We start from the raw sequence: 18,332 nt of genomic DNA, 5'->3' as shown, positions 1-18,332 counted from the left end.
GAAAGAAAAGATGAAAATAATTGTAGGACTGGGAAATCCAGGAAGAGAGTACGAACATACAAGACATAATGTAGGATTTGAAGCAATCGATGTCATTGCCTCTTTGATGAATGTGGATGTGACAGAGAAAAAGTTCAAGGCGTTTATGGCCAAGGGAATGTATGGTGGTGAAAAGGTAATTTTATTGAAGCCACAGACCTATATGAATTTGAGTGGTGAGAGTGTCCGCCAGGCCATGGACTACTACAAGGTTGGTATTGAAGATGTAGTGGTGATTTTTGATGATGTCAGTCTAGCCTTAGGAAATATTCGCATTAGAAAAAAGGGCAGTGCAGGTGGACATAATGGAATTAAGTCCATTATTGCACAGACGGGTAGTCAGGATTTCCCAAGAATTAAAATTGGAGTGGGTGAAAAACCAAAGGGATGGGATTTAGCTGACTATGTTTTGGGAAGAGTGGGGGAAGATGAGGCCATATTCCTGAATGGGGCGTTGAAGGAGGCTGCTGAGGCAGCAAAAATGATGATGGAGGGCGAGGTTGAAGCAGCAATGAATAGATACAATAAGAAGAAGGAGGTTTGATGAGTATATTTAAAAGTCCCCTTGGGGAATTTATTGATTATCAAGATATTGTAGCATCCATAAAGAAGAAGGAAGGTCCCATACAAATTAGTGATATGGCGGATACGCCAAAGGCTCATCTAGTGGCTGAACTTTTAAAGGAAGAAAAGCCATGGCGTTTGGTGGTGACTTATGACGAGACAAGAGCGAGAGAGATTTATGAGGATTTACTCGTCTTTGGCAAGAATGTGTGGCTCTATCCTGCAAAGGATCTCCTCTTTTTTTCGGCAGATATTCAGGGCAATCTCATCACAAGAGAAAGAGTGAGTGTGTGGCAGCATCTCTTGACAGATGAGAGTGGCATTGTGGTGACCACGGTGGATGGATTGATGGACAAGTTAGAAGGGTATCAAACATTTAGGGAAGAGGTACTCACCATTCACAGTGATGACAAAATTGATGTGGAACAATTGAGCAAAAAATTGGTCGATCTTGGCTATGAGCGTGTGACCCAAGTAGAAGCACCGGGACAATTTGGCATTCGAGGAGGCATTGTTGATATTTATTCGATGACTTGGGATGTGCCTGTGCGCATAGAGCTTTGGGATGAAGATATTGACGCAATGAAAACTTTTGATCCTGAGTCCCAGCGCTCACAGGATGCAGTAGAAGAATTGAATATTTATCCAGCGAAGGAAAGAGAGACAGCAGTAGAAGAATCCTTTTTGTGCTATTTTTGCAAGGAAAAGACATTGATTTTTGTCGATGAACCTATGCGTGTGAAAGAAAAGGCAGAAGTTGTCGAGAAGGAATTTCAGGAGGGAATGAGTGGGCGAATTGAGTCTGGGCAGATCAAGAGAGAAGATGTTGTCGATTTGTTTGGAGCAAGGGAGATTTTAGAGAGGCTATCTCTACCGATTACGATCTGTATGACAGCATTAGAACATCCAATAAAAGAAATTCCAATAAAGAAAAATTTTATGCTTGCATCACAAATCGTTCCCTCCTATCACAATGCACTTGATCGAATGATTTCTGATTTGAATAAATATAGAAGAGAAAATTATCGTGTGGTTCTTCTCACACCGTCAAGGACAAGGGCAGAGAGAATTGCTCAGAGCTTGAGAGAATATCAATTTATTGCCAAAATCGCCACACAGGACGATGAAGTTGTTGAGTGTGGTGAAATTTTAGTTGCACATGGAAATTTGCACAAAGGTTTTGCTTATTTGCAATGTAAATTTGTGGTTTTATCGGAAAGCGATCTCTTTGGGGGACAAAAGAGAAAGAGGGGAAAGCAAAAGACAGGGCATCAAGGAAGTAAAATTAGTTCTTTGAGCGAATTGTCGATTGGTGACTATGTGGTACACGAAGATCATGGGCTTGGTATTTACAGAGGAATTGAAAAGATTGAAAGAGACCACATTATTCGGGATTATATTAAAATTGAGTATGCGGGTAAAGATAGTTGTTATATTCCAGCGACGAAACTTGATCTCATCCAAAAGTTTGCAGGGTCTCAGGCCAAAGTGCCAAAGCTTAACAAACTCGGTGGAGGAGAATGGGAAAAGACAAAGAAGAGAGTAAAGGCAGCGGTAGAAAATATTGCCAAGGAGCTGGTGATGCTCTATGCAGCCAGAGAATCGGGGCGTGGACATTTTTATGCCAAGGATAGTCAGTGGCAGAAGGAATTTGAGGAGATGTTTCCCTTTGAAGAGACGACGGATCAAAAAAATGCCATTGCCGATATAAAAAACGATATGGAAGCGGGAAAGATTATGGACCGCCTGGTGTGTGGCGATGTTGGCTATGGAAAGACAGAGGTAGCTCTTCGAGCTGCATTTAAGGCAATACAGGAAGGAAAGCAGGTCATCTATCTTGTGCCGACAACCATTCTTGCCCAACAGCACTACCATACCTTTGTGCAAAGAATGAAGGAATTTCCTGTGCGAGTTGATTTACTTTGTCGCTTCAATACAGTCACGGAACAAAAAAAGACCATTCAAGACTTTAAAGATGGATGGGTGGACATTATTGTGGGAACACATAAGGTGCTCTCCAAGGCTTTAGTGGCAAAAGATTTGGGATTGATTATTATTGATGAGGAGCAGCGCTTTGGTGTAAAGCACAAGGAAAAGCTAAAACAACTGAGAGAAAATGTCAATGTGTTGACTTTGACAGCTACACCAATTCCAAGGACACTACATATGAGTTTGGTGGGAATTCGAGATTTAAGTGTCCTAGAAGAGCCCCCAATTGATCGTCAGCCAATTCAGACCTATGTCATGGAACAACATGATGAAATTATTAAGGAAGCAATTCGTAGAGAGTTGGCAAGGCGAGGACAGGTCTATTATGTATACAATCGAGTGAATAATATTGCAGAAGTCAGTGCACATGTTCAAAGTCTTGTTCCTGATGCGACCGTTGCCTATGCTCATGGTCAGATGGCTGAGCGAGAACTTGAAAAAATTATGCTCGAGTTTATCAATGGGGAGATTGATGTCCTTGTTTCAACTACCATTATTGAGACAGGTTTGGACATTCCTAATGCCAATACAATGATTATTCAAGATGCAGATCATTTAGGACTTTCTCAGCTTTATCAATTGCGCGGGCGAGTGGGAAGAAGCAGTAGAACTTCTTATGCGTTTTTATTGTACCGCAGGGGAAAACTCCTCAATGCAGAGGCACAAAAGAGACTAAAGGCAATTCGAGAGTTTACAGAGCTTGGCAGTGGCATAAAGATTGCGATGAGGGACTTGGAGATTCGAGGAGCTGGAAATGTGCTGGGAGCAGAGCAACATGGACATATGCAGGCTGTGGGTTATGAACTGTATTGTAAGTTGCTCGGCGTTGCTGTGCGTGCACTCAAGGGAGAAGAAGTAGAAAAAGAGGAATTTGAGACAAGCGTCGATGTGGATATTAGTGCCTATATTCCATCATCTTATATTAAAAATGAAGAACAAAAATTAGATGTATATAAGCGCATTGCCTCAATTGAGACTTTGGATGACTATCTGGATATGCAAGATGAATTGCTTGATCGATTTGGAGAAATGAATAGTGCAGTGGACAACTTACTTACGGTAGCGAGGGTAAAAAGCTTGGCTCATAATGTTTACATTACAGAAATTAAAATTGAGAAGCAGGAGGTACATATGCAATTTTACCCAAAAGCAAAAGTAAATCTGGAAAAACTTCCAGAACTTTTAGAAGCATTTTCTCCAGAATTGTCGATTCGTCACGGCGAAGAGGTAGAACTGATTTATCGGCAGAGAAAGAAACAAACAGATTGTACAAATAGCCTAGAAAAGACATTAGAGATTGTAGAGAGGATGAATACCCTACTGTTAAAAGTGCAAAATAGCTTGACAAAGGAGAGCAAAAAAGATATAAATTAGTTTGACACTAGACATTCTTAGGAGGATTTTAAAAGATGAATAAAGCAGAATTGATTACAGCAATTGCTGATAAGGCTGGAATTACAAAGAAGGATGCTGAGGCAGCATTGAAGGCATTTACAGACACCGTTGCAGAGCAACTTCAGAAAAAAGAAAAAGTTCAACTTGTTGGATTTGGAACATTTGAGGTATCAGAAAGATCTGAGAGAGAAGGAAAGAATCCAAGAACAAAGGAGACAATGATTATTCCAGCAAGTACAGCTCCAAAGTTTAAAGCGGGTAAGGCATTAAAGGATATCGTAAATCAATAGGAATGAGAATAGACAAATTTTTAAAAGTTTCCCGTCTGATTAAGCGCAGAACAGTGGCCAATGAGGCCTGTGATGCAGGAAGAGTTTTAGTCAACGGCAATGCTGTGAAGGCATCCTATACGGTGAAGGTGGGAGATGTGATCGAAATTCTTTTTGGTGGAAAGTCAGTAAAAGTCGAGGTACTCGCATTGGCAGATACAACCAAAAAAGACGAAGCAAAAGAGTTGTTTAAGTATCTCTAATACAAAAAATGCCGTAAAGTAAGTTAAATATTTACTTTGCGGTATTTTTGTTTGTGAACTTTACCTATTTTGCAACTCTTTCCGCTTATTTATTGAAATTGAAGTGTAAATGCTATAGAATATAGGTAGTTATAAGTTAGAGTTTCGTGAGGTGCGTTATGGGGGTTGCGAAAAAGAAGAAGAACCACAGGATAGTCGGTGAATGGTCGGTAGTCATACTGATCGCTTTTATCGCAAGTGTTGCCATTCTCTTTAGCTTGGGAAATAGAGGATTGCATCAGCGCCTCGAAGAAAATAAAGCAAGGTTGCAATTGATCGCAGAGAATACGGCAAAGGAGAAGGTTCGAAGTGAGGCACTCAAGAAAAAGGAAGAGCGCTATCAGTCGGATGAGTATATTGAGGAGATTGCCAGAGAAAAACTTGGTCTTGTATATCCGGATGAGATTATATTGAAACCGGGAAATTAAAATTGTCCTCCGAAACCGATTTGTAGTCAGGTTCGGGGGATTTTTAGTATGGATATGGTAGAAAAGACAGAGAAAATGATCAAGGAACATAAACTCTTGCACCGAGGACAGCTCTGCATTGTGGGAGTGAGTGGCGGTGCAGATTCTATAGCATTATTGCATATTCTTTGCAATTTGCGACAGGGGATGGGGTTTGAAATATTGGCAGTTCATGTACATCATGGATTGCGTAAAAATGAGGCAGATCGAGATGCAGTATTTGTTGAAAATATCTGCAAAGAGAAGGATATCCCCTTTGTTCTTTGTCATGTTGATGTTCAATCCTATGTACTTGAACACAAGGTTTCTACAGAGGAAGGGGCAAGAATCCTCCGCTATCGAGCTTTTGCAGAGGTCGCAGGGCAATATTCAACTGAAAGAAAGGTGTGTATTGCTGTAGCACATCATTGCAATGATCAAGCAGAAACTCTATTGATGAATCTTTGCAGGGGCAGTGGTCTGCGTGGCCTTACGGGGATGCACTTGCAGAGAGGAAATATTATTCGTCCACTACTATTTTTTTGCAGAAGAGAGATTGAAGAATATCTAAAAGCACATCAAATTTCGTATATTAGCGATAGTACCAATGCTTCTTTAGACTACACAAGAAACCGAGTGCGAAGAAGTATCTTGCCAATGCTCGAGGCAGAAGTCAACATTGCAAGCATCAAGCATATTTCGGCAGCTGCAGGGCAGCTGGGAGAAGTTTTTGATTATATTCAAGTGCAGGCGAGAAAACATTATGAACAAGTTGTGGTTCGAGAGGACAAAAAAGTAGGTTTGTCCTGCGAAAAAGTGAAGGAGCTTCCTTTATTTTTGCAAGGTGAAGTCATTCGTCTTTTATTGGAAGAGGCGATGGACGGATTGCGGGATATCTCCAGTATACATATTGAAGGATTAAAAGATATGTTTTCTAAGGAGACAGGGAGCCATATGGATTTACCACAGGGTTACTTTGCACACAGGGATTACTGCAAGCTTTGGATTATCCACAAATCCCAAAAAATTAGCAAAGAGAAAGAGAATGGCAGATTTGAGTGTCGAAGATTTTTATATACCCAAAATATGGAAATACCGACACAAGAAGATGTCAAATGGTTTGATGAGGAGGCCTTTGAGGGAGAAGTCTGCTTCCGAACAAGAAAAACTGGAGATTACATCGAAATTGCAGGTGGGAAGCACAAGAGTATCAAGGCCTTGATGATTGATGAAAAGATACCTGCATTAATAAGAGATAAAATTTTATTAGTTGCTGACGGCAGTCACATTGTGTGGGTTGTTGGCTATCGAATTTCACAGGCATATAAGATAAAATCTTCCACAACTTATGTGAGGGAGATAAAATATATTAAAGGAGATACAAAAGATGTCGTATACCATTAGGGAAATGATTTCGGAAAAAGAAGTAGATGAAAGAATTGGTGAGATTGCGGAAGCCATTAATAGAGACTATGCGGGCAGAGAGATTAGTCTAGTTTGTGTCTTAAAAGGCGGAGTGATGTTTATGTGTGAACTAGCCAAAAGGATTACTGTGCCAGTGACATTGGATTTTATGAGTGTGTCTAGTTATGGTTCGGGCACAGAGTCAAGTGGAGTGGTCAAGATTATTAAGGATCTGGATGAGACCGTGGAGGGGAGAGAGGTCCTTGTTGTGGAGGATATCATAGATTCGGGAAGAACACTTTCGTATCTTTTAAATATGTTGAGAGGAAGAGGTGCGAAGAGTGTAAGGCTTTGTACGCTCTTGGAAAGAAATGACCGCAGAGTAGTAGAGAATATTCAAGTTGATTACTCTGGATTTAAAATTCCGAAAGCGTTTGTTGTAGGCTATGGATTGGATTACAATCAAAAATACAGGAATCTCCCATATATTGGTGAGGTTGTATTTGATCAATAAGGGGGGTAGAGCTTGAAAAAAGAAAGAAGACAACTAAGGGGAATTTCTGTATTGATTATTATTTTGCTTGCGGCATGGTTACTCTTTAGCTTGGGCAATCATATCAGTGAGGAAAAATTGAGTCATCAGGCATTTTTACAGGAAATCCAATCAAAAAAGATTGAGAGTGTCATTGTGGAACAAAACCCGCAGACACCAAGTGGTGCAGTGGTTCTAAAGTACAGTGACAGTGGTCTGCTTAAGTCCAAATATTATGTATCTGATGTCAATCAGGCAATTAAGGAATTGCAGGACAATCACATTGACTACACAATGAACAATGTTCCACAGCAGAGCATTTTTGTGACCAGTGTCCTTCCGATATTAATATCCGCAGGGACAATTATTGTATGCATGTTGATGATTCAGGGACGCATGGGTGGTGCTGCAGGTGGAGCAGGGCGAATGAATGATTTTGGAAAACATCGTGCAAAGCGCAGCCAAGATACGAAGGTGACTTTTGCAGATGTCGCTGGATTAAAGGAGGAGAAAGAAGACCTAGAAGAGGTAGTTGATTTTTTAAAAGATCCGTCAAAGTACACGGCACTTGGAGCAAGGATTCCAAAGGGAATTCTTCTTGTGGGACCTCCGGGAACAGGTAAGACACTACTAGCCAAAGCAGTGGCTGGAGAGGCAGGTGTTCCGTTTTTCTCCATTTCAGGTTCTGATTTTGTGGAGATGTTTGTTGGTGTGGGTGCTTCTCGTGTTCGAGATCTATTTCAGGAGGCAAAACAAAATGCCCCATGTATTATTTTTATTGATGAGATTGATGCCGTGGCCAGACAAAGAGGCTCAGGGCTTGGTGGGAGTCATGATGAGAGGGAACAGACACTCAATCAAATGCTGGTAGAAATGGATGGATTTGGTGTCAATGAAGGGATTATTGTCCTTGCGGCAACAAATCGTGTGGATATTCTAGATCCTGCGATTCTTCGACCAGGACGATTTGATCGAAAAGTGGGCGTTGGGCGTCCAGACATTGGCGGAAGAGAAGAGATTTTAAGAGTACATAGCAAGAGCAAGCCTGTGGGCAATGATGTGGATTTGCACAAGGTAGCACGTTCTACCGTTGGGTTTGTGGGAGCAGATTTAGAGAACTTGATGAATGAAGCTGCGATTTTGGCAGCAAAGCAAAGGCGTAAGTTTATTACACAGGCCGATATTGACCAGGCATTTATTAAGGTCGGCATCGGTGCAGAAAAAAAGAGCAAGATTATCTCGGAGAAGGATAGAAGGATTACGGCATATCATGAAACAGGACATGCCATTTTATTTAGGGAGTTAAAAGATTGTGGAGTGGTCCATACCATTTCCATTATCCCTACAGGGTTGGGAGCGGCAGGTTATACCATGCCACTTCCTGGAGATGATCAGCTATTTAATACGAGAAATCAAATGTTGCACGAAATTATGGTCTCCTTGGGCGGTCGCATTGCCGAAGAATTAGTCTTTGATGATGTGACAACAGGGGCAAGCCAAGATATTAAGCAGGCGACGAAACTCGCAAGAGATATGGTGAGAGTCTATGGCTTTAGCAAAAAACTTGGCATGGTCAATTATGACAGTGATGGAGACGATGTGCTCATCAATAGAGATTTTGGACATACAAAGTCCTATGGGGAGCAGACAGCGGCATTGATTGACGCAGAGGTGAAGGGGATTATTGACGATTGCTATCAAAAGGCAAGACAGATTATTGAATCCCATCGAGATGTGTTGGAAAAATGCAGTGCGTTGTTATTGGAACGAGAAAAAATTGGATTTGACGAATTTGAGGCGTTATTTTAAATGATTAGAGAAGGCATTTTTTCAGATGAAACAGAAGATTATGTTTTTCCAGCAGAACCAGAGGCTGGAGAACGAATGAGGATAAGACTGCGTGTAGCAGGAAAAGACGCAGAGATTGTAGAACTTGTGGACATAGAGAGTGGGAAACATCACAGCATGGAGAAGGTGAGCGAGAATGATGACTTTGTGTTCTATGAGGCTAAGCTTGTGATGCCAGAGAAGTTTTTTCGCTATTATTTTGAAATTCATGCGGCGGGACAGACACTTTATTATACAGAGGCTGGCATCAATGAGCAGTTGATTATTGAAGGTGCCTTTTGTATTGTGGCTGGCTTTCATACGCCAGAATGGGCAAAGGGTGCATTGATGTATCAGATCTTTGTCGATCGCTTTCACCGAGGAGATGCGAACAATGATGTACTTGATGATGAGTACATTTATCTTGGCATTCCGACAAGACATATTGTGGACTGGGGTGAGTATCCATCGACATTCGATGTGGGATATTTTTATGGCGGAGATTTACAGGGAGTTTGGGATAAGTTAGATTATTTACAAGATCTTGGAGTGGAGGTTATCTACTTTAATCCTCTCTTTGTTTCTCCTTCAAATCACAAGTATGATACACAGGACTATTGGCATATCGATCCACACTATGGAAAAATTGTTGAGGATGGTGGAGAGCTCTTAGAAGTAGATGCACAGACCAATGAGTATGCGACAAAATATATGATACGAACAGCGAACCCAAAGAATTTGGAAGCAAGTGATGCATTATTTGCAGAATTTATGCAGCAAATTCATAAGAGGGGGATGCGAGTTATTATTGATGGCGTGTTCAATCACTGTGGCTCATTCAATAAGTGGATGGACAGAGAAAAGATTTACCAAAAATTTGCTGGTTATCCACCAGGGGCCTATACGGCACAGAATAGCCCATATCACAACTACTTTGAATTTTTTGATCAGAAAAAGACCGCATGGCCAGATAATAAGAGCTATGATGGATGGTGGGGAAACAGCACTTTGCCAAAATTGTATTATGAAAACAGTGAAAAGTTAGTTGAGGAAATTATGGGCGTGGCCGTCAAGTGGGTGAGCGAACCATATTGTGTCGATGGCTGGAGATTAGATGTGGCAGCGGATCTTGGACATTCAAGGGAGCTAAACCATGTCTTTTGGAGAAAGTTTCGACAGGTAGTCAAAGAAGCGAATCCAGAAGCATTTATTCTCGCTGAGCACTACGGAGATCCGTCCAGTTGGCTGGATGGAAGGCAGTGGGACAGCGTGATGAATTATGATGCCTTTATGGAGCCTGTGAGTTGGTTTTTGACAGGGATGGAGAAGCATTCTGATCAAAGAAAGGAAGAGCTACTGGGCAATGGGCGAGTATTTTTTGATATGCTCAACTATGCAAAGGCAAAGATGCCAATGCCAGCCTATATGACAGCGATGAATGAATTATCTAATCATGATCATTCTCGATTTTTGACAAGAACCAACCATGTCATTGGAAGATTGCATCAAAATGGATCTAGGGCAGCAGAATTAGGTGTGGATCTGTCTGTATTGCGTCAGGGCGTGGTGATGCAGATGACATTGCAGGGAGCACCGACCATTTACTACGGCGATGAGGCTGGGGTATGTGGATGGACAGACCCAGATAATAGAAGAACCTATCCTTGGGGCAAGGAAGATTTGAGCTTGATAGACTTTCATCGCTATATCAATCGCATTCACACCAATAGCACGGCATTAAAACGTGGCTCACTGATTCCTCTTGTGGCAGAAAAGGATTTGATTGCCTATGCAAGAAGTTATCAGAGAGAGCATGTGCTGGTTGTGATTTATACTGGAGAGTTAGAAACAGAGTTTGAAATTCCTGCTTGGATTGGTGGATTTAAAAGAAATCAAAAAGTAAAGCGGGTAATATTGAGTGATCGATTTGGTTACAATGTCGGGGCATTGGAGACAGAGATTTGTGATGGCATTTTGCGTGTGCATTGCAAGGCAAAGTCAGCTATGGTCTATCAATAGTACAAAAAGTTTAGAGAGGATATGGCTTGATGCGATATCCTCCCTAAACTTTTTTATTTTTGTAATGTTCTTGGCATATGTTTTTCCATAAGAGAGAGCATCTCCTCATCTGGTGTGAGAAAAAGGAGAGTCTTTACTCCATTTAAGTGAAGAACAAAGACATAGGCCTTACTTTCGTCCTCGCCCATATAATTGCGACATTTATATTCTCTGTAGTGATTGATATCGAGGCGAGACTTTGGAAAGGCTTTTTCTGCCTCCCTGAGGTCAATCGTCAAAATATGTTTTCTTGATGATTTACTAAAAATGACATCGATATTGAGCTCACTATTTAGGAGAGCATATTCATATTCTACAGAGAGCTTAGGAATGACATAGTAAAAAGACAATCCTGCCAGTGGAATTACGATGAAAAACGCAAGTGGCACTCTAAGTAAAGAAAGCAATACTAAGACAGCAAGAAAGACATAGATGACAATGCGAAGTACCATCGCCAGTGCTCCTGTGGAGCGTGATACAATTTGCTCGTAGAATGTATCATTCATAAAGGTTTTCCTCCTCTTTGTAATTGAGATAATTTTTAATCATCAATGCAATTTGGTAATTCATTGCACCACGAAAATCCTTAATCGGTAAGTTACAACTCTTTTCAATTTGCTCTAGTCGATAAATTAATGTATTTCGGTGCATATGTAACTGGCGTGCTGTTTCTGCAATATTGAGATTATTCTCGAAAAAGGTATTGATCATCGATTGCACATCAGCATCATCCAGTATTCTAGCATCATCAAGAAATTGTTCCGTCAAGAAGTGCTCACAAAGTTGTGGTGGGAGGGAATAGATGAGCTTTCCCAGCCCCAATTTTTCGCTGCAGATAATGGAATTTTCTGCATAGAAGATTTGGCGTATACAGAGGGCCATTTGACATTGTTGATAAATAAAAGAAAGTAAAAATAAAGAATCAAATGTCAAGCTGTAGGCCACATTGACAGCGAGCATTGCCTCTGTATTGATGGCATCAACAATAAGATGTGCTTGGTGATCTAAGATTTCTGCATCTGTATTTTCTTCGACATCACAGATGAGAGCAATCAAACTTTCATCCATAGCAATCAACTTTTGATGTGGAAAGAGATTGCGAAGGAGCTTCAAGGTAGAAATATCTGTCTGTGAGCGAAGTTGAATCAAAAATAGAGCACGACTCTGGGTGGATTTCATATGTAAAGTTTTGGCAACCTCTAATATTTGTTCATTGGGAATTTGACCGATGAGCATTTGATAGAGAAGATGGTGGGGAGAAAATTTTTCCCTATAAGCATCCGAGACTTTTTCGATTTTTTGAATGAGCGCAGTGCAGTTGTTTGGGTCAATTTGAGAGATGTCGAGAGACAGACCAGTCAATTTGGTAAAATGATGTAATGCATTTTGTAATGTCTCCTGCATAGTAATCCCTCCGATTGATTTACAAAAAAATACCACCACCAATCCAGACTGCTCGCAAACTTTCCAAGCACTGGAGAGGTGGTGGAACATCTCATCCTATTTTACTCGACATTGTAAACTTCGTCAATGGGCGGATTAGTTGACAATGGCCTTTTCTGTTTCTTTGTCAAAGATATGTACCTTGTCCATATCAAGAGCAAAGACACCCTCATCACCGGTTCTTAAAGTTGTTCTAGGGTTTACTCTTGCAGTCATTTGAGCACCATCGACATCAAAGTAGAGGAATACTTCTGCACCGAGAAGCTCGTATACCTTGATCTTTGATTTGATGACACTATCTGGTGAACTGTTGATAAATACCTCAGAATCGTGAATATCTTCTGGACGAACGCCGAGAACAACCGTCTTTTTGTTGTAACCAGCGGCAATCAAGGTCTTCGCCTTTGCTACAGGAAGCTTTAAGCGATATGTACCTGTGAGAAGGTAGACATCCTCTCCAGATACTTCGACAATGGCATCAATGAAGTTCATCTGTGGGGAACCGATAAATCCAGCAACGAATTGATTACATGGTTTATTGTAGAGGTTTTGAGGTGTATCCACTTGCTGAACGACACCGTCTTTCATAACAACAATTCGAGTTCCCAAAGTCATAGCCTCGGTCTGATCATGAGTAACATAGATAATGGTTGCGCCAAGTCTCTCATGTAATTTAGAGATCTCAATACGCATCTGAACTCTCAACTTTGCATCGAGGTTTGAAAGTGGCTCATCCATCAAGAATACCTTAGGACTTCTCACAATAGCACGTCCCATAGCTACACGCTGTCTCTGACCACCGGAAAGAGCCTTTGGCTTGCGATCAAGCAACTTCTCAAGGTCAAGAATCTTTGCAGCATTCTTTACAGCGGCATCGATTTGATCCTTTGGCACTTTGCGAAGCTTTAGAGCAAATGCCATGTTGTCGTATACACTCATATGTGGATAGAGAGCATAGTTTTGGAATACCATCGCAATATCCCTGTCTTTTGGCTCAACATCATTGACAACTCGACCGTCAATAGAAAGTGTACCATCACTGATGTCCTCAAGTCCAGCGATCATACGCAAAGTGGTAGACTTACCACAACCAGATGGACCAACAAAGATAATAAATTCCTTATCTGCAATCTCCAAATTAAAGTCTTTTACTGCATGATAACCATTAGGGTATTTCTTTTGAATTCCCTTTAAAGATAAACTAGCCATAATATACCTCCGAAATATTGTATGCTTTTATTATAGTGAACAATAAAAAAATAGCAATGCCATCAGTAACCAAAAAAAATAAATAAAAGTTGTCATAATAACGAAAAGAATATTATAATGGAAATGCGGAGGGAAGGTATGCTAGAATTGATAATGAATAAGTATGAAGAAATTCTCATTGGCACGATGGAGCAGGCAGAATCGACGAATTCAAGACGGCAGGGAAGTATGCGAGCTAGGACAAGGGAGAGAGCACAGAGAGGGGATTTTCTTTGGCGGCTGCGCAATGAGGAATTGGCTAAAAAAGAAAAATTTTACACAGGATTATTTGTCTTTATCCTCTTTGCTCTATTGCTTTTTGTGTTGAAAAATAAATGGTTGATTGCTGCATCTGTGATTCTCTACACTCTTTGCATCTATCAAATTGCAGGGGTGCAGAATAGACCAAAGACAGCATTTTCTAGCGATGAATTCTATAGGAGGAAGCGTGCCTACTATAAATTAGGAGAATTTTTACAAGATGAATTAGATATTTGTGACTTTGAACAACTGGCCGAGTTGAGAAAACTCTATGAGAAAAAGATAGAAGATCTTCACTACACGACAGATAGTATCATATCTTCTATTTTTGTGGTATTGCCATTGATTGCTTCATTGATTGGATATTTACAGGAACCCCAAATTATGGAAAAAAATAATAAACTCAGTGCCTTTGGCATTGTCTTTATGATGGTTCTTGCGACCGAATTAGTTTATGGCATTTATTACTTTGTTCGGACTAGAGAAAAGAGAAATTATATTCATCGCTATCAGAATATGGTTGAGGCGATTTATTTTTTGGAGGAACAGAATCCGTAGACCAAATGAAAAGAAGGGGGTGTGAAAAAACTCTATTGAGTTTTTTCGCATCTCCCTTTTTGCACTTGTTGTGTATAAATGACTGAAATCATACACAAAAAAAGCACACTTCCCCTACCCCATAGAAATTCTTTTTTTGAATCTATGCGGCAGTTCTGTTTCTTGTCTTTTTTTTCTGATATTTATATAAATTATGGCCTATCGCCACGAGTAAAACTTCCAGTTTGACTGAATGAATACCTCTTCGGACAATTCTCTGGTACCAACGGTTGCTTTTCATAATTCCGAAAGTACCTTCTGCTTGTATCGAACGGTTCATTCTCAATAACGCACCGTGGATACTTTCCAGGTTTTCGATTACTTCCTGATGCATGGAAGTTAGTTCCTGATTGATCCGAACGGTTCGATTCTTATCTGTCTTCTTACATTTCTTTGCATATGGACATCCGCTACAGTCTTCGCATTCATACACTTCTTCCTTGCGCCCGTACTGATTTCCCCTCACATTTTTTCTGTATAAAAAATGGAATGCTTTATCGTTAGGACATCTCATGACTCCTTGCTCATCAATTCTGAAGTTAACTGCACGAAATGGGTCTTCATGATATTTTCGATCCTTAGTTTCCTTTTTAAACATTGGAAATTTCATATACTTCTCAATTCCGTTCTGTTCACAGAAAATATAATTGTTGTATGAGCCATATCCGGCATCTGCCACAGGATATTTGGGATAGAATCCATAAGTTTGTTTGAAGTGCTCCATCAAAGGAACAAAGCAATCCATATCCGAACGATAATGGTTCACATCAACAACTGCAATATATTCATCTGCTACACCAATCTGTACATTATATGCCGGCAGAATCTGATCATTGCCCATGTAATCCGTTTTGATACGCATAAAGGTAGCGGAGTTATCTGTTTTAGAGTAACTGTTTCGGTTAGGACCACAGATTTCAATTTTTTGTATGTATTCTTGAAGTTTCTGACAGAAAGTAGTCAAGTGTTCATAATGACGCTGTTCTTTGGATTTTCGCTTTCCGCTTCCGTAAACAAATGTACTGGTATCCAGTTCCCATAAATGTACTAGCTGCTCAACGATTTCATTCAGATAATCCGGTACATACTCCGAGTTTATTGTGATCTGCACCCCGCTCCATGCGATTTCTGCATTAATTTCCTTAATCTCCGCAGTGATTTTTTCGTAAAGCTTGTAACGGAACTTTTCGGTAGCCTTCTTCCATACCCAGGTATACTTGTTTGCGTTTGCTTCAAACTTGGAGCCGTCGATGTAGAGATGTTGAAGATCTACATGCTCCTCGTTAAAGATAGCATGATTGATGTCATTAAAAATGTTTTCAATCTTATCTTGAAGTATTTCATTGATGAAATATCCAAAGGTTCTGTATGACGGAGTCCGGTGATCCATGAGATACATGAACCTGATATTAACTTTGCAGTTGTCTTCCAGTTCTCTCAGAGAGCAGTAACCGCTAGTCATAAATCCGAAAAGTACTGTTTTTAACATGTTGACCGGATTATATCTGCGTCGTCCGGTTGTGTACTCCGGAATATCCGTCAGATACTTGTTTAAATCGATTCCTCCTATCAATCTGTCAAATGTTAAAACAGGATCTAGCAGATCCAAACAATCTGAAAGAAACAGTGGTAAATATCCTTGTTTTGAATTACAATAAGTACTGTGTAAAGTTTTCATTGCAAGTTAATTTTACCACAAAAATAGGACCTTTCGCATGAACGAATGGTCCTATTTCTTTTAGGGACTTATTTCACAGCCCCTTCAAAAAATATTTAGGAGAGAGCGCGAGACGGGACTCGAACCCGCGACCCCGACCTTGGCAAGGTCGTACTCCACCAACTGAGCCACTCGCGCACAGAGCAGGTGATGGGAATCGAACCCACGTATTCAGCTTGGAAGGCTGATGTTCTACCATTGAACCACACCTGCGATATCAACAATAGTATTCTACTGAATAAATAAAAAAAAGTCAATAATAAAAAAATAAAATAAATATAAAAAATTGATTGCATAAAATTTAAAAGCGTGTATAATAAACTTTGCACAAAACAATAGAAAATAAGTATAGGAGGTTTCGTAAATGAAAAAGTATGTAGCAGAGTTTATTGGAACAATGGTTCTGACTGTATTTGGTTGCGGAAGCGCAGTTGCAGCAAATACATTGTTAGGCAATGCTGGTCAGGGAGTACCACTTGCATTTTCCACATTATTGATTGCCTTTGCCTTTGGATTGTCTATCGTGGCTATGGCCTATTCTATCGGCAATATTTCTGGCTGTCACATCAATCCAGCCGTTTCACTTGGATTGTTCTTATCAAAGAAGTTGAGTGCCACTGATTTTATTGGATATTTGGTGGCACAGTTTGTAGGTGGTATTGTGGGAGCAGCCATCTTAGTATTTATCTTTGGTTCCAACAAGGCTTTGGGAACAAATGGATTTGGTGAGGCAAGTGCACTTCACATCAGTGCGGGTGTTGCCTTTGTTGTGGAGATTATCTTGACCTTTGTATTTGTGACAGCGATTCTTGGTGTGACAAGTAAGGCAGAGAATGCACCAACAACCGGTTTAGTTATTGGTCTTTCCTTAACTTTAGTTCACATCTTGGGTATTCCTTTTACAGGAACATCAGTAAATCCAGCAAGAAGCTTTGGCCCTGCACTTCTTAGTGGTGTTGGTTCTGTGGCATTTTCACAGGTATGGGTATTTATCCTTGCTCCTCTTGTTGGTGCAGCACTTGCCGCTGGAGTATACAATTTTTTGAGCAGTGAAAATTAGGAATTATTATTATTATTGTATTGACAAACGCAATCAAATAGGGCATAATGTAATTGCCTATAGTACAAAAGGATGTATCGAATATAGGAGAATCGTATGTTAAAAGAATTTAAGGAATTTGCCTTTAAGGGCAATGTCATCGACTTAGCTGTCGGAGTGATTATTGGTGGAGCTTTTGGTAAGATTGTTACTTCACTTGTCAACGATTTGATTATGCCAATTATTGGTGTTATTCTTGGCGGAATTAATTTTGAAAATTTGAAATTGGTCATTCGACCAGCAAGCAATGGCATGGAGGAAGCGGCCATTAAGTATGGTGCATTTATTCAATCTGTAGTGGACTTTTTGATTATTGCAGTTTGTATCTTCCTATTTGTCAAGTTGGCAAATACGCTCACAAGGAAGAAAGAAGAAGAGAAGAAGCCAGAAAAGCCATCAGCAGATGTTGTACTTCTCACAGAGATTCGAGATCTCTTAAAGAAGAAGAACTAATTTGTATGTAGAAAGATCGCGCAAAAAACTGATCGTGATAAAAAAAGAAAGGAAGAGGAATACGATATGAAGTTTTATGTAGGAAATGATATGCTCGGCAACAAGGTTGTTTGCGAAGAGAGCCAGGTAAAAGAGTTGGTAGCAAACTCAACAGACGCAGCAAATGAAAAGCATGTTCCAGTGGTTGCAGTGGATGGAAATAAGGTAACCGTTGTTGTTGGAGAGGTAGAACATCCAATGACAGAGGCACATCTTATTCAGTGGATTGTACTTGAGACAAAGAAGGGCTCACAGAAGAAGGTTTTGAGTGCAACAGATGCACCTCGTGCAGAGTTCACACTTGAGGAAGGCGACGAAGCTGTTGCTGCCTATGAGTATTGCAATTTACATGGATTATGGAAGAAGGAGATTTAATATGAAGTACATTTGCGAAGTTTGTGGTTGGGAATATGATGAGACTGTAGGCGATCCAGACAATGGCATTGCACCAGGAACAAAGTGGGAAGATGTTCCAGAGGATTTCGTTTGTCCACTCTGCGGTGTTGGCAAGGATCAGTTCACACAGGCATAATATAAGGAATATAAAGATCGCTTGAGCGTAAGCTTAGGCGGTCTTTTTTTCTTATATTTATGGACAAAAGAATAATGGGAGGTTATAATTGAAGATATGTTAATTTGGGGGTGGTATT

The 18,332-nt window shown here is 40.3% G+C and carries 18 protein-coding genes and 2 tRNA genes; 14 read left to right on the top strand and 6 right to left on the bottom strand.

Going from position 1 to position 18,332, the window contains the following annotated elements; translation table 11 throughout:
- The first annotated feature begins 10 nt into the window (after positions 1–10).
- From pth to J5A74_02295, 9 genes are all read left to right on the top strand, one after another.
- Positions 11–583 carry an aminoacyl-tRNA hydrolase gene (pth, locus tag J5A74_02335; protein ID QUI96204.1) on the top strand — a complete coding sequence of 191 codons (573 nt, stop codon included), beginning with the start codon at positions 11–13 and terminating at the stop codon, positions 581–583.
- Complete coding sequence (mfd, locus tag J5A74_02330; protein ID QUI96203.1) at positions 583–3,966, top strand: transcription-repair coupling factor; 3,384 nt, start codon at positions 583–585, stop codon at positions 3,964–3,966. Before pth ends, mfd begins: the two co-directional genes overlap by 1 nt.
- A gap of 35 nt (positions 3,967–4,001) precedes the next feature.
- Positions 4,002–4,277 carry an HU family DNA-binding protein gene (locus J5A74_02325; GenBank protein ID QUI96202.1) on the top strand — a complete coding sequence of 92 codons (276 nt, stop codon included), beginning with the start codon at positions 4,002–4,004 and terminating at the stop codon, positions 4,275–4,277.
- Between the two features lie 2 nt (positions 4,278–4,279).
- Positions 4,280–4,519: an RNA-binding S4 domain-containing protein gene (locus J5A74_02320; GenBank protein ID QUI96201.1), complete on the top strand. Its 240-nt coding sequence runs from the start codon at positions 4,280–4,282 to the stop codon at positions 4,517–4,519.
- 158 nt (positions 4,520–4,677) lie between these two features.
- Positions 4,678–4,986, top strand: a complete 309-nt coding sequence (locus J5A74_02315; GenBank protein QUI96200.1) for a septum formation initiator family protein — start codon at positions 4,678–4,680, stop codon at positions 4,984–4,986.
- Between the two features lie 48 nt (positions 4,987–5,034).
- Positions 5,035–6,408 (top strand): tRNA lysidine(34) synthetase TilS, encoded by a 1,374-nt coding sequence (gene tilS / locus J5A74_02310; protein QUI96199.1) that lies wholly within the window; start codon positions 5,035–5,037, stop codon positions 6,406–6,408.
- Entirely contained in the window at positions 6,392–6,922 is a 531-nt protein-coding gene (gene hpt, locus J5A74_02305; GenBank protein QUI96198.1) for a hypoxanthine phosphoribosyltransferase, read from the top strand. The genes tilS and hpt overlap by 17 nt, the downstream gene beginning before the upstream one ends.
- 12 nt (positions 6,923–6,934) lie before the next feature.
- Positions 6,935–8,749, top strand: a complete 1,815-nt coding sequence (ftsH, locus tag J5A74_02300; protein ID QUI96197.1) for an ATP-dependent zinc metalloprotease FtsH — start codon at positions 6,935–6,937, stop codon at positions 8,747–8,749.
- Positions 8,750–10,786 (top strand): glycoside hydrolase family 13 protein, encoded by a 2,037-nt coding sequence (locus J5A74_02295; protein ID QUI96196.1) that lies wholly within the window; start codon positions 8,750–8,752, stop codon positions 10,784–10,786.
- Positions 10,787–10,839: 53 nt separating this feature from the next.
- Here J5A74_02295 and J5A74_02290 read toward each other — a convergent pair whose 3' ends face one another.
- From J5A74_02290 to ugpC, 3 genes are all read right to left on the bottom strand, one after another.
- Entirely contained in the window at positions 10,840–11,331 is a 492-nt protein-coding gene (locus J5A74_02290) for a hypothetical protein (GenBank protein ID QUI96195.1), read from the bottom strand.
- Entirely contained in the window at positions 11,324–12,229 is a 906-nt protein-coding gene (locus tag J5A74_02285) for a helix-turn-helix domain-containing protein (protein ID QUI96194.1), read from the bottom strand. Before J5A74_02285 ends, J5A74_02290 begins: the two co-directional genes overlap by 8 nt.
- A 135-nt stretch (positions 12,230–12,364) precedes the next feature.
- Positions 12,365–13,477: a sn-glycerol-3-phosphate ABC transporter ATP-binding protein UgpC gene (ugpC, locus tag J5A74_02280; GenBank protein ID QUI96193.1), complete on the bottom strand. Its 1,113-nt coding sequence runs from the start codon at positions 13,475–13,477 to the stop codon at positions 12,365–12,367.
- Positions 13,478–13,615: 138 nt separating this feature from the next.
- On the opposite strand from ugpC, the gene J5A74_02275 reads away from it, so the two are divergent.
- Positions 13,616–14,335, top strand: coding sequence for a hypothetical protein (locus tag J5A74_02275; protein ID QUI96192.1), 720 nt, complete (start codon positions 13,616–13,618; stop codon positions 14,333–14,335).
- A 142-nt stretch (positions 14,336–14,477) separates the two neighbouring features.
- On the opposite strand, the gene J5A74_02270 is transcribed toward J5A74_02275, so the two are convergent.
- From J5A74_02270 to J5A74_02260, 3 genes are all read right to left on the bottom strand, one after another.
- The gene (locus J5A74_02270) at positions 14,478–16,052 is read right to left on the bottom strand and encodes an IS1182 family transposase (protein QUI96191.1); all 1,575 of its coding nucleotides are present in this window, start codon (positions 16,050–16,052) and stop codon (positions 14,478–14,480) included.
- Positions 16,053–16,156: 104 nt separating this feature from the next.
- Positions 16,157–16,229: transfer RNA gene (locus tag J5A74_02265), tRNA-Gly, on the bottom strand.
- Between the two features lie 4 nt (positions 16,230–16,233).
- Positions 16,234–16,304: transfer RNA gene (locus J5A74_02260), tRNA-Gly, on the bottom strand.
- A 151-nt stretch (positions 16,305–16,455) separates the two neighbouring features.
- Here J5A74_02260 and J5A74_02255 point away from each other — a divergent pair.
- The 4 genes from J5A74_02255 to J5A74_02240 all read left to right on the top strand — a co-directional run bounded on the left by J5A74_02255 (position 16,456) and on the right by J5A74_02240 (position 18,214).
- Positions 16,456–17,151, top strand: a complete 696-nt coding sequence (locus J5A74_02255) for an MIP family channel protein (GenBank protein ID QUI96190.1) — start codon at positions 16,456–16,458, stop codon at positions 17,149–17,151.
- 96 nt (positions 17,152–17,247) lie between these two features.
- Positions 17,248–17,643, top strand: coding sequence for a large-conductance mechanosensitive channel protein MscL (mscL, locus tag J5A74_02250; GenBank protein ID QUI96189.1), 396 nt, complete (start codon positions 17,248–17,250; stop codon positions 17,641–17,643).
- 66 nt (positions 17,644–17,709) lie between these two features.
- Complete coding sequence (locus J5A74_02245) at positions 17,710–18,057, top strand: desulfoferrodoxin (GenBank protein QUI96188.1); 348 nt, start codon at positions 17,710–17,712, stop codon at positions 18,055–18,057.
- A gap of 1 nt (position 18,058) precedes the next feature.
- On the top strand, positions 18,059–18,214 hold the full coding sequence (locus tag J5A74_02240; GenBank protein QUI96187.1) for a rubredoxin: 156 nt from the start codon (positions 18,059–18,061) through the stop codon (positions 18,212–18,214).
- Positions 18,215–18,332: the final 118 nt, after the last annotated feature.

The sequence above is a fragment of the Lachnospiraceae bacterium oral taxon 096 genome (assembly GCA_018141845.1).
Taxonomy (GTDB): Bacteria; Bacillota; Clostridia; order Lachnospirales; family Lachnospiraceae; genus F0428.
The sequence above is the reverse complement of the archived record's forward strand: the minus strand, read 5'-3'. Positions and strand labels throughout refer to the sequence as shown.

Bases quoted from the DNA above. Each gene is read 5' to 3' on its own strand.
- mscL (QUI96189.1), top strand. From the start codon at position 17,248: ATGTTAAAAGAATTTAAGGAATTTGCCTTTAAGGGCAATGTCATCGAC.
- J5A74_02295 (QUI96196.1), top strand. From the start codon at position 8,750: ATGATTAGAGAAGGCATTTTTTCAGATGAAACAGAAGATTATGTTTTT.
- mfd (QUI96203.1), top strand. From the start codon at position 583: ATGAGTATATTTAAAAGTCCCCTTGGGGAATTTATTGATTATCAAGAT.
- J5A74_02275 (QUI96192.1), top strand. From the start codon at position 13,616: ATGCTAGAATTGATAATGAATAAGTATGAAGAAATTCTCATTGGCACG.
- hpt (QUI96198.1), top strand. From the start codon at position 6,392: ATGTCGTATACCATTAGGGAAATGATTTCGGAAAAAGAAGTAGATGAA.
- J5A74_02255 (QUI96190.1), top strand. From the start codon at position 16,456: ATGAAAAAGTATGTAGCAGAGTTTATTGGAACAATGGTTCTGACTGTA.
- J5A74_02285 (QUI96194.1), bottom strand. From the start codon at position 12,229: ATGCAGGAGACATTACAAAATGCATTACATCATTTTACCAAATTGACT.
- J5A74_02315 (QUI96200.1), top strand. From the start codon at position 4,678: ATGGGGGTTGCGAAAAAGAAGAAGAACCACAGGATAGTCGGTGAATGG.
- J5A74_02240 (QUI96187.1), top strand. From the start codon at position 18,059: ATGAAGTACATTTGCGAAGTTTGTGGTTGGGAATATGATGAGACTGTA.
- J5A74_02320 (QUI96201.1), top strand. From the start codon at position 4,280: ATGAGAATAGACAAATTTTTAAAAGTTTCCCGTCTGATTAAGCGCAGA.
- ugpC (QUI96193.1), bottom strand. From the start codon at position 13,477: ATGGCTAGTTTATCTTTAAAGGGAATTCAAAAGAAATACCCTAATGGT.
- tilS (QUI96199.1), top strand. From the start codon at position 5,035: ATGGATATGGTAGAAAAGACAGAGAAAATGATCAAGGAACATAAACTC.
- J5A74_02290 (QUI96195.1), bottom strand. From the start codon at position 11,331: ATGAATGATACATTCTACGAGCAAATTGTATCACGCTCCACAGGAGCA.
- J5A74_02325 (QUI96202.1), top strand. From the start codon at position 4,002: ATGAATAAAGCAGAATTGATTACAGCAATTGCTGATAAGGCTGGAATT.
- J5A74_02270 (QUI96191.1), bottom strand. From the start codon at position 16,052: ATGAAAACTTTACACAGTACTTATTGTAATTCAAAACAAGGATATTTA.
- J5A74_02245 (QUI96188.1), top strand. From the start codon at position 17,710: ATGAAGTTTTATGTAGGAAATGATATGCTCGGCAACAAGGTTGTTTGC.
- pth (QUI96204.1), top strand. From the start codon at position 11: ATGAAAATAATTGTAGGACTGGGAAATCCAGGAAGAGAGTACGAACAT.